General features: G+C 41.2%; 3 protein-coding genes. All 3 read left to right on the top strand.

Translation table 11 applies throughout. The features are described from left to right. Positions 1-2,775, top strand: a 2,775-nt coding sequence (locus tag G586_RS25310; protein ID WP_196811647.1) for an InlB B-repeat-containing protein, incomplete at its 5' end; no start/stop codon positions are given. 1,249 nt (positions 2,776-4,024) lie between these two features. Continuing rightward, positions 4,025-8,281, top strand: coding sequence for a hypothetical protein (locus G586_RS0118715; RefSeq protein ID WP_026528934.1), 4,257 nt, complete (start codon positions 4,025-4,027; stop codon positions 8,279-8,281). Between the two features lie 269 nt (positions 8,282-8,550). Further along, on the top strand, positions 8,551-13,501 hold a 4,951-nt coding region (locus G586_RS23880), incomplete at its 3' end, for an InlB B-repeat-containing protein (protein WP_035773631.1).

Genomic DNA, 13,501 nt, shown 5'->3' with positions numbered 1-13,501 from the left:
GCAGAAGAGGCAGTACCTGCCGAAGAAGCAGCACCTGCCGAAGAGGCAGCACCTGCCGAAGAAGCAGCGCCCGCAGAAGAGGCAGCACCTGCAGAAGAGGCACCTGCCGAAGAAGCAGCACCCGCAGAAGAGACACCTGAAGAAGCAGCTGCTCCTGAAACTCCGGAAGTTCCCGAAGTGGTTGAGGAGAAAAATGTAACTGTTTCTTATAAGGCTGAAATGGGTGGTCGTGTTTCCAAGGATTCAGAGACCATCAATATTAATGATGAGGAAGCAGCCTTTGAAGGTGCAACTGCAACACCTTGGAATGAAAAGTGGCAGTTTGTACAGTGGGTAGATGATGAGGGAAGCGCTGTTTCAAATGATGCGACTCTTATTCCTACAGATATTGAAGAAGATACAACCTTCACAGCTAAGTTTGAGAAGCTGGAGAATATGCCTGCAATCAACGAGCAAGCTTCAGTGGGTGGCATGAATGTGTCAGTTTCCGCAGAGGAAGGAATTTTCCCTGAGGGCACAACTGTAAGCATTAGTTCCATCTCTGAGGATGCTGCTCTTGATACAGCAAAAGAAGCACTTGGTGAGAATGTATCAGCAGCTAAGGGTGTTGACATCACATTCTATGATGGTGATGGCAATGAGATTCAGCCCGCAGACAGTAAATATGTACATGTATCTATTTCACTTGAGGAATCCTTTGAGAGCGATGAAGTTACCGTACTTCATGATCATGATGGTGTGGTAGAGCAGATTGCTGAGGCATCAGCTGATGGAGCAGAGTTTGATTCAAATCAGTTCTCTATCTATATTCTTGCTGAAGTTGATAATCCTACAGAGGAAGAGAGAAAGGTTGTTACATACAACTTCTATGAGAAGATCGGTGATACAACACCGTTCAATACTCAGAAGGTTAAGAATAATGAGAAACTTGCTGACCCCGGTATTCCGAGTCTTCCTAAGGGAGTAGGAATAGAAGTAAGCGAGTTCAATGGCTGGTACACAATTGATGAGAGTAATCAATTCAAGGATAAAGTCAGCTTTGGTACGGTTACTGTAACAGATGAGTCCCTTCCTGTAGTAAATGTTTATGCTAATATTTCAACTACCTACTACGTTACATTCCTTGGAATGGGTAAGGATGGCGATGGCGTTGGCAGAGAAGTAGTTCAAGTAATCAGAAAAACCGTAAGTGGAACTGAGCAGCCTATAATTCAGAAGTCAGAGATGCCTAGTTATACACCCAAATTGGCAACCCAGGCTTTCGATGGATGGTCAGTAAATGAGAATGCGGTTAAGGCTGACGATAGTATTAATGCGGCTGAGCATGCTGTGGCATATGCTGTTGTAGTTAATGCACATTGGATATTCTTTGATAAGAATGGTAAAGGGGCAACCTATACTGCACCCGTATACGTAGAGTATGGTAAGAAGCCACAAGAACAAAAACCTGATGATCCGATTCGTAAGGGCTACAGATTTGATGGTTGGTTTACAAAGGCCGATGATACCGGTGCTGCATTTGATTGGAATGAGGAGCTTACTGATAATGTTCAGCTCTATGCTCATTGGACGAGTGATACTACCTCTAAATATACAGTAATCATCTGGCAGCAGAAGGTTACTGATGATAAGAATCTGTCTGGTAGTGCTAAATCATATGATTATTTTGAGAGTTTCCAGCCGACAGGAGCTACAGAATCTGAGATTAAGCCTGCTACAATTGCAGAATATACCGGAAAGAAATACACCGGCTTCCACTATAGTACAGAAAATAAATACGATATCGTAGACGGAACCGGAGCTGCAACAAATAAAATAAAGCGTGAAGGTGACACGGTTGTTAATGTTTACTTTGACCGTGACCTTATGACAGTTAAGTTTTATAAAAAATCTAACGGTCAATATCTTGGCAATGATCCAAATTATAAAGATTTAACCGGATTGTATGATCAGCCATTTTCTATGTACGGCTATTCACTTGCATCGGGATCGGATTATATTTGGAGAATAGGAAAGAATAGTACTGAAATTCTTTCTATGTTGTCAGTGTTCAAGTTCAAGGGCTATGAACACGGATTAACTGATAATGGTAAGACTCTTAATCTGTATAGAGATGACTATAATCAGTCACGTCATGTAACTTATTATGCTCAAGATGTAGATGACGCGAATAAATGGAATAAACTTGATACGATATACCTTAATGGTGGTAATTATCACTTAATTGATAAATATCAGGGCTTCACGATATATCAATATAGGTATAACACTAAAAATGGTGGCGCATTCACAACGTGGGCGCCGGCACAATCAGGTAGCACTGTGCTTCCTGCAAACTCATATAACGAAGTAGAGATTCGTCTTCTTAGAAATATCCATAAGATAGTGTTCTTTGATGGCGATACCCAGGTTACTAATCCTAAAGACAAGTTTAATACAATTCCGTATGAGAAGAAGCTCACATCTTATGAGGCTGATGCACCAAAACAGAGCGAACTTCCTACATTGAAGGAACATAAAGGATTCATTTTCGTAGGCTGGTATGAAGATCCTCATGGCACCAAGGCATTTAGCTGGGATTCTACAATGCCTGATGGAAACAAGGTGCTTTATGCAAAGTGGTCACCGCTGCAATATCATGTAAACTTATTTAAAAACTCAGAGAATGCAACCTTTATTAACAATCAGGGAGACGATTTCTTCCTTAGATATGTTGAAACATTAAAAGAGTTTGAAGTAATACAAAGAAGTATTATTGACAATGTAAAGAGATGATGGATGGGAACTTGTTGGATGGTTCTTTGCAGATGGAGCTAAGGCAGGTACACCTTATCCGTTTGGACAACCTTCAGAGGATGATGGAACACCGACAGAAATTGATGGAGTACCTACTATCCAGATCAACCTCATTGCCAAGTGGAGATACCCCGGCGTTGTAAAGATTAAGTATGAGGTTGGAGAACATGGTAAAGCAAATACCGAGCCTAAGGATGGATACAGCTATTCATCAAGCTCAACGGTAGTTGTAGGTGCACCTTGCACACCAAGAGATGACGAAGTAGATGAAAATGGTGAGCCTATTGAATATACATTTATCGGATGGGATCTTCTTGATGCATCAGGTAATGTTGTAAAGACTTACTATCCTAACAATAGCTTTGAAATTACGGAAGGTCTCCTTAAGGACATTAACGGGGAGAAATATGTAATTCTTCAGGCTAAGTATGATCAGATAGGAGCAGATAACTCCAGCAAGCCTAAGACAAAGGTTACTTATGATCCCAATGGTGGTAAGGGAACAGCTACTACCAGAGAGTATTATAAGAATGATGCGTTTATAGCTCCTACTGCGTCTGAGCTCGGATTCTCCAAGACAAAGGCAGACAGTTTTGATTGTGATTATGAGTTTGTTGGATGGAGTAAAGTATCAGGAGAAGATAACTATAATAACCTGTTTATATCAGCTGACAGTACATCAACGGTTTATATACCTACTACAGATCTGATAGCTGATAATGATAATCTTCCTAACATTCTCTATGCCGCATATAAGAAGGTTGAAGGAACCTATGAGATTCAGTATTACAAGGGTAAAGACCTGGCTACTGCTACAAGACTCAATCCTGAAGATACTGCTATTACAGCTACCGCAGGAACAACGATTACCTTTAATATTGACGAGAAGAAGCCTGCCAAGGGATATCAGTCAGGTGAGATTGCATCGGCAACTACTACCTGCAATGTAGCTGACGGAAAAGGATCATTCGATGTTGTTGCTAATACCAATACAGTAATAAAGGTTCTCTATAAGCCTATCGAGGTTACTGTAAAGATCAAAGGTAATAAGGATTCGAAGGTCTTCAATGGTAGCGAACAGGATGTAACAGGCTATACAGTTGAGATCGTAGGAGACGGCTATACTGAAGCTGATTTCGCATATGTTGGAAAGACAGGCGTTCCCAGTACTACTGTAAATGGTAAGAAGACTTCTATTGCAAAGGGAACAAACGTCGGAACATATAAGATGAAGCTTTCGGAAGATTGCTTTAATAATACCAGCACTGACTTTACAAATGTTTCATTTGTGATTGTTGAGGACGGCGAGCTTGAGATTACTCCAGTAGCAGTTACAGTTGAAATTAAGGGTAACAGTGACTCTGTTCCATACAATGGCGCAGAGCAGAAGGTAACCGGATATGAGGTTACAGGAATTACAGGAACAGCTCTTATCACAAAAGATGATATAGTTTTTGTTCCCGGCACATTGACAACTATTGATGGCAAGCCTGCAGCAAAGGGTACTGATGCAGGTACCTATAAGATGGGACTTACGGGAGCAAACTTTGCACTTAAGACCGGCATTAACCCGGATAACTATTCAATAACATATTCTGTTACTGATGGTGAGCTTGTTATCAATCCGATTGAAGCAACAGTAAAAATTGAAGGTGCAAGCAATTCTACTACCTATGATAGAGAGTGGCATCAGGTAACAGGATATACAGTAACAGAGATCAGTACTTCTCTTTATCATGAGAGTGATTTTACTTTTAATCCTACAGCTAATGTTGAGATGGAAAAGGATGTTCCTAATCCTAAGCCTATTGCTAGGCGACAGGATGTTGGTAAAACAAACATGAATCTTGCGGAGACTCAGTTTGTAAATACCAATACAAACTTCTCTAAGGTTACATTCCTTATTACTGATGGATATCAGGAAATCACACCTGTTGATGAAGTTGTAGTAACAATCGAAGGAAACAAGGATAGAGTAACATACGACGGACAGCCTCATGAGGTTGCAGATTACGAGGTAAAGACAATTAGTAATCCGTTGTATACAGTTGCAGATTTCACTTTTGATACCACTGGAGTTAACCTCAACACTGAAGGTAAGATTTCTGTTGAGAAAACTGATGTCGGAAAATATCCGTTAGGACTTAAGGAAGACGGAACTCAGTTCAAGAATAACAATACGAACTTTAAGAAGGTAACATTCAATGTAACAGATGGTTATCTTGAGATTACAAAGAGACCTGTAGAAATAACCATTACCGGTGACGTTAAGAACTTTGAGTATGATGGTCAACCGCATAGAGCTTTCAATTATGACGTTAGCGTAAATGATTCGCTGTATAATGAAGCAGCAATTAAGTTTACGCATGCTGAGAATGTTACGGTTGATGGTGATGGCAGACCGTATGTAGAAAAGACTGATGCAGGCGAGTATCCTATGGGACTCACCACAGCGCAGTTCACTAATACAAATGATAACTTTGATGCGACAATTAGTGTTAAAGATGGTAAGCTTACAATCAATAAGGTTACGGTTACTGTCAAGATTACAGGTCATACACGTATCGAAGACTATAATGGCGAAGAGTGGACAGTAACAGGATATGACACTGCAATCAGTGATCAGAAGTATACGGAAGCTGATTTCACTTATAAGGGTGAAGCCAAGGCAGTTGGAACAGATGCCGGCAAGTATCCTATGGGTCTTGATACTGAAGATTTCGTAAATAACAATAACAATTTCGATGTAACATTTGAGCTTGTTTCTGATGGATTACTGACAATCAATAAGATTGACATTATTGTTGATATCGAAGGTAAAAAGGATCAGCAGCCGTACAATGGAACAGAACAGAGCGTAAGCGGATATGAAATAAAGAGTATTAGCAACATTCTGTACAAAGAGACAGATATTAAGTTTACACCTGATGAGAATGTTACAATAGTTGATGGTAAACCTGTTGCAAAGGGAACAAACGTCGGAACATATCCGATGAACCTTACATCTGCTCAGTTTAGTAACACCAATACCAAGAACTTTGGTACCGTAACCTTCAATGTAATTGATGGTGAGATGAAGATTACTCCTATCGATGTAGTAGTTACGATCGTTGGTGCTAACAATGTAACTGATTACGATGCACAGGAGCATAAAGTAACCGGCTATACAGCAACAGCTGATACAAATCTGTACGATGTAGATAATGACTTTACATTTACAGGAACTGCAGAAGCTAAGAGGACTGATGTCGGAACAGAGCCCATGAATCTTGCTGCTGACCAGTTCACTAATACAAACACGAACTTTGGCACAGTAACCTTCAATGTAACAGATGGTTATCAGACTATCAATCCTATCGATGTTACTGTAACTATTACAGGTCATTATAATGTGGCTGTATACGATGGCGAAGAGCATAAGGTTACAGGGTACGATGTAGCATTTAGCAACACTGTTTACAAAGAGACTGACTTTACATTTACAGGAACTGCAGAAGCAAAGAGAACAGAAGTAGGAACCACAGAGATGGGTCTTGCAGCTGATCAGTTTACAAATGTAAACACGAATTTTGGCACAGTAACCTTCAATGTAACAGACGGTTATCAGACAATTACTCCTGTCGACACAGTAGTTGTAACCATCGTAGGTAACAAGAATACAACCGATTATGATGGTGAAGAGCATAGTGTTCAGGGCTACACAGTAGAAATCAGTGATCCGCTTTATAAAGAGACTGACTTCACATTTAGCGGCACAGCAACTGCATCAAGAACCAATGTTGGTACAACTAACATGGGCCTTAAGGCAGATCAGTTTACTAACACAAATACTAACTTTAAGGATGTAGTCTTTAACGTAACAGATGGTTACCAGGCTATTACACCTATTGCAGTAACAGTTACTGTTGTTGGTAATAAGGATGAGAAGTTCTATAACGGTCAGAACCAGAAGGTAGTTGGATTCACAGCAACTTCTACAAATAACCTCTATAAGGTTACAGGAGATACCGTAGACTTCACATTCTCAGGGACAGACACAGCTGAAGGAAAAGATGTTAATACATATCCTATGGGACTTGCAGCTGATCAGTTCACAAATACTAACGAGAACTTCAGCACAGTAACATTTGTAATTACTGATGGTGAGCTTAAGATCAATCCTTTGAGAGTATCTGTTGATGTAATCGGTAATGTTGGCGAAGAAATGTATGATGGCCACGAGAAGAAAGTTGAGGGCTATACAGTTAACGCACCTACAGCAACAGAGGTATCCGGTGGAGATGCTTCCGCAGCAGTAGATCCTACAACACTCTTCGATAACAGCAAGGTTACATTCTCAGGAGAAGCAGTTGCTAAGGGAACTCTTCCGAATAACGAAGATAACACAGCATATCCTGATCACTATCCGATGAATCTCAAGGCAGAGCAGTTCGGATACTCAGATAATAACCTTATAGTTACATTCAATGTAGTTGATGGTAAGCTTGTTATCAAAGACCGTGTAGATGGTCGTGAGTTCAAGGTTAAGGCTATAACCGATGACGCTACTAAGGAATACTCTGGAAAGACTTGGATAGGAAGCGACTTTACATACAGAGTTGAAGCAGTAAGTGCTAATGGTCTTAGCGCATTCCTTAACAAGGCCGGAGAGTTAATTAGCAATATCCTTGGTTTGTTCAAGGTACACGCTGCAGATACTGATGTAAGTAAGGAAGTAGAAATTGGAGGAGTTAAGTTCTACGTAAGCGGACTCAGAGTAGATGTAAACGGAAGAAACGTCGGACAGTACACACTCAACATTGTTGATCTGAATCAGTTCAAGGTTGTTGATGCACTTGGAAATGATGTTACAAGACAGTTTGCAGCTCCTACAATTGAGACCGGTACACTTACAATCACACCTAAGAAGATGGTAGTAACATCACTTTCTGCTAGCAAAGTATATGATGGAACAGCTCTTTATAACCATAGTGCTTTTGCAGATACTGAGTGGGGCGAGGGTGATGCAGTAGCTTACAACTTCACAGGATCACAGACAGAAGTTGGTGTAAGTGATAACCTCTTCACTGTACAGCCTGCAAATTCAGCTACACTTCTTAGTAACTACGATATTACTTACGTATATGGTAAGCTTGAAGTAACGAAGCAGCCGGAGTCAAAGAAGGATGATCCTGATCCGGACGATGACGACGATGATGACGATGATGACGAGCCTAAGAAGCCTAAGAAGAAGTACTACGACGATAATGGCGATCCGAATGACGACAATCCGACAGTACTTGGCGATAAGAGACCTGCAGATGATGGCAAGGCTGTTCTTGGAGAGAAGAGAGAACAGGAAGAGAAGAAGGTTCTTGGAGCAAGACGTGGAGGTACAGAGGATAGCACCAATACTTCCAGAGTTATCGTACTTCTCATCGCAGCAGGTGCAGTAGCTACACTTCTTGCAACAGGCAAAAAGCGTAAGGAAACAGAAGAGAAATAATTAAATATTCCGTAAGGAAATCTAATATCTTCTAAAGGAGATCCCCGCCGTTCGGCGGGGGTTTCTTTTTTAATCAAAAATTCCCTTCATAAGAAATAGTCAGAAAAATCCTTCATTGTTTAATTATTGTTAAGAACATATATTTTTATGATTGTCAAGTACGAGATTTGAAACAAATTTTTCAAAAAAGGTACTATTGTTTGAAAATTTTTGTCATATAATATGATTAAAGTACTATTTAAATATTTCTATTGAGGGGAGAAAATATCATGCGTAAGAATTTCGCAAGTAAGCTTGCTGCATTCTTAACGCTTGTAGTACTGTTTACGACCATAGGGTCAGACTATAACAGTATTGGCGTTCGTGCTACTACAGACGTTGATGCATTCGAGCAAGTGGATCTCAATGAAAACAATGAAACTGAAGAAAGCGATATCTGGGAGCCCCAGGGTGCTGAACTTGAGGGACAGGCTGAAGAAGTTGTAGAAGAGCAGTCTGAAATTCAGGAAGAAGCTATGCCTGTAGAGGAGCCTCAGGTGGAAGAGCCATCTGTAGAAGAACCCCAGGTGGAAGAATCTCAGGAAGAAAATGTTCAGACAGAAGAGACTGTTCAGGAGACTTCTGAGGAACAGCAGGCTGAAACTACGTCTGAGGAGACATCTGCAGCGGAAACTCCTGCAGCAGATACTCCTTCAGAGGATGCTGCACCTGCAGAGGAAACACCGGCTGAAGATGCTGCACCTGCGGATGAAGTGCCAGCTGAAGAGACTCCTGCGGAGGAGATTCCGGCTGAAGAGACTCCGGCAGAGGAGATTCCGGAGGAAGCTGCAGATAAAACACCTGTAGACGAAGCAGATGCGCCTGCAGAAGTAAGGAACGTAACCGTTACTTATGTGGCTACAAAGGGCGGTAAGGTTTCAAGGGACTCCGAGACAATAGATATTAATGCTGAAGGTGCTGTTTTTGAAGGCGCTACTGCAGAAGCAAGAAATGATAAATATGAGTTTGTAAACTGGACAGATGCCAGTGGGAACGAAGTCTCAACTGAAGCTACTTTTGTTCCTTCTAATATTGAAGAGGATACAACATTCACAGCTAACTTTAAGGCGGCTGAGGATATTGCAGTTGAGATGCCTGCGCTTTCGGTCAGTGATGTTCACGCAGGTGGAATGATTGTGTCTGTAAGTGCAGAAGAGGGAGTATTCCCCGATGGCACAGAAGTATCTATCACAGGCATTTCAGATGCTCAGGCCTTTGAGACTGCAAAGGATGAGCTTGGCGGCGATGTTAAGGCTGCTAAGGGTGTTGACATTACCTTTAATTATAAAGGTAATGAGATTCAGCCTGCAGATGACAGATATGTACATGTAAGCCTTAAGCTTGATGAAGCTCTTGAAGGTGATACCTTTAAAGTCCTTCATGACCATGATGGTGAAGTTGAGCAGATAAGTGCAAACATTGAAACAGAGGAAGCTAATTCTGATCCTCAGGATGATACGAAGGTTGCTACAGAGGTTAGCTTTGATTCCAATCAGTTCTCAGTCTACATTGTAGTCAGTGAGGAAACGGTAGATAACGATTCCAGACTCAATGTAAAGTTTATGAACGGCAGTACAGAGCTTGCTTCTGTTTTTGTAAAAAAGAGCGACCTTGAGGCAGGAACTGACGGAGTAAATCATTTTAATGATATTATCTACGATCCCGGCGTTGGAACACTTGGCGAAAATGTTATGTTCCGTGGATGGACTCAGAATGCAGATTATACTACTGAGACACCGGAACTTGACATTGACGGAGTGCGCTCAGAAATATCAGCTAAGCTTAATGAAGGCGTTGCAGAAGGAGAATCTGTAACATATTATGCAATGCTGTTTAAGGCATATACGGTTTCTTATCTTGATGACCGAAATGCATCAATGGGATCAAGTGAGATAAAATTTCGTGCGGACAATAGTGATGACTATCAGAATTATACTGTTGACATGAACTATACCCCAAGTGATGAAGAGCACAATTTTGAGGGATGGTTTGTCAGTGTAGGAACGGACAATATCGAGGGATATGATCCTTCTGCTAACAACAATAAGGGCACACTTTATCAAAACGGAAACAATATCAGGATAAAAGGAAATGTTGTCTTTTCAGTAAATGCGCCTGAAGGCCATTGGCTTGTCTTTGACGAGAATGGAAAAGGTGCTACTTATAATGCGCCTCAGTTCGTTAAATCAGGTAGTGTAACACAGGCACCCTGCGATGACGCGGACATGGTAAGGCTTGGTTACACTTTTGGTGGCTGGTATGATTCCAAGGAGAATGCGAATGCGCATGCGGAAAATCCTTCTGTAACAACAGGAGAGTTCTCATTTGGAAATACAATAAGTGAAAAAACAACTGTATATGCAAGCTGGATTCCAACTACCAATGCAAATTATACGGTACTTATCTGGAAACAGAACATTGACGGAGACGGATATGATTTCGTGAAAGCTCTGACTCTTAGCGGTCGGGTGGGATCAGCCATAAATGCTGTTAGTTCCGGAGGTAGCGGGAATAATGCATATGCGATAATAAATGGTGAAAACTATGACAAATATACCGGATTCCATTATGCTAGTAATGACCAGTCAGGAAAAACAATTGCACCTGAAGGGACTACTGTTGTAAATGTTTATTACGACAGGAATCAGCATAAATTGACGTTCCAGGTGTACGTGAGTGGGACATATGTAATTTCAGAGGGTGATAATGATGATGATCCTGAGAAGTATGGATTAATAAATGGCAGTTATACGAGAGTATATTGGCATAATGGACAGTTCTGTACGAGGAGTGGAAGCTGGCTTTTCGGATATAATTATACTGCTTATTATGGCACAGTATATACGTATGGAGGCTGGGTCACAATTAAGGAAATAACCGCTCTTTACGGCCAATCTATCAGTGATCAGTTCCCTATAGTCGGTACAGATGGAGTTACCTATACTGCAGCAAGGTGGAAGCCTCAGAGCAGTTCGACATATAATCAGGTATTGTCATATATAGATATTATGCCTAATGAGGATGTCACTTTCCATAAAGATAACGGAGGTCCTGGATCCGGAAGTTATAAAACAATAAATTATTATGTTGAGGCTCTTCCTGGGGAAACAGGCCAGACAGTTACTTATGATAATATAAAATTTGTTTTATATAAGTCATTACAATGTAATTATTATTTCTTTACTGAAGCTGAAGATTATATAGAATTACCCGGATTTACAAAATGTGGTCATGATCCTGCAACTGGTGCTTGGGGAAGCGGCGGAGCTTCGACGGTAAATTGCTACTATACCCGAAACGATTACCCCATCAATTTTATGGATGGATCATATTTTGATGGTAATGGAAATAGAATCGAATCAGAGACAAGTTCAGGCCAGATAAGTGTTGAATCAAATATCTCATATCAGGGAGATGTATCATCTTACAATGAATTCAGACCTGCAATAACACCCACAGGTTATGTATTTGAGGGATGGTATGTTGATAGTGCCTGCACCAAGGAATTTACATTTAAGAAGATGCCTGAAGGCGGAATCACAGTATACGCTAAGTGGCGACAGATTCAGTATCGTGTATTCCTTCATCCTATGGTGGAGGCAACGGATACAACTCTTGACTGGGGAGAAGGTCAGGAGATGAACTTCCGTGTTTCCTATGGCGGAAAGGTAAGTACTCCTACAGGACGTAGGGCAGGTTATGAGTTTGCAGGCTGGTATAGAGATCCTGAATATAAGCTGAGTTTTAATAAAGATGCATTTGTTTTAAATGACATAACAGTTACTGCCACATATGACAAGTCTGTAGATTTTACCGAAGGTATGGATAAGTGGGGTAATGGAGCTACTGCTAATGGCGATTTGGATCGTTTCTGGATTACCAGAAAGCTTGATCTTTATGCAAAATGGCGCTCAACTCTTACAGGAGCGACAGGTATCGGTATCATTTATGATGCAAATGGAGGAAGCCCGGCTCCCAGTGATACAAATCTGTATGCTGATAAAGCAATGGCAGCTGCAGGTGCTGCGCCTACTACAACTCCTGCTATAACAGAGAATGGAACAACATATGAATCACGTTTCTCACATTGGGTAGTTCAGAAATGGGATGGATCAAAATACGTAGACACAGAGGAAAGTGTTACCGTCCTCCCTGGAGCAACTTTTGAAGTTAAGAAATCAGATGCTCGCGTTAAGGATGAAGAAGGCCAGACAGCAAGCGGAGACCAGAAAAAGTCCTATACAATACAGCTTCGCGCTGAATATGTAAAGGTTGAAAAGTCCACCCCTACTCACATCACCTGGTATAACAACTATGATGGTGGATTTTACAGGCAGGATAAAAATCTTGGCGTAAATGAGTCTGTTTTAGTATACGGGCTTGGAGAAAATGAATCCATTCCTGCAAGAGAAGGATATAAATTTAAGGGATGGGCAAGAGATGAAGAGTCTGTTGGTTCAATGACACAGTCAACAACACTCTTTATAAGCTATGACACTGAAACTGTATACAACCATGATAAAGTGGCTGCAGATGAGAAGGCTCCATATCATGCACTCTATGCAGTTTGGGAAAAGCTCTATAAGGTTAGTTATGAGCCGGAGAGTACAGCTAAAGGTTCAGTTTCTAATTCGGAAGATAAGAATTTGGATCCTCATGAAACAGCCGGGATCACAGGCTCAACAGCACAGCCCGTAGCAGGATACATCTTTGACGCATGGTATAAGGGAGAGACAAAAGTCAGTGAGGATGCAGCCCTTACACTAGATGCACTTAAGGATTATCTTGAGAAGGATGCTGACGGACTGTATGCGGACACAAGCTTTACAGCAAAGTTTGTTGAAAATCCTGAAGCGAAGTACACAGTAACTTACAAGTCAGAAAGTGCAGCAAAGGGAAGCGTAACAAACAGTAGTGATGCAGACATCCAGAAGCTTGGAACAGAGGGGATCACAGGCTCAACAGCACAGCCTGCAACAGGATATAAGTTTGAAGGCTGGTATAAGGGTGAGACAAAGGTAAGTGCAGAAGCAGTACTTGATGCGGATACAGTAATAGCAAACCTCAATACTGATAATGACAACCTTTATGATGACACAGAGTTCGAGGCAAGGTTCGAGGCAGATCCTGACCAGACCTACACAGTAACATACGTGGCAGACCCTGCAACGATGGGCGATG

Source organism: Butyrivibrio sp. VCD2006, assembly GCF_000423925.1.
Lineage (GTDB): Bacteria > Bacillota > Clostridia > Lachnospirales > Lachnospiraceae > Butyrivibrio.
The sequence above is the reverse complement of the archived record's forward strand: the minus strand, read 5'-3'. Positions and strand labels throughout refer to the sequence as shown.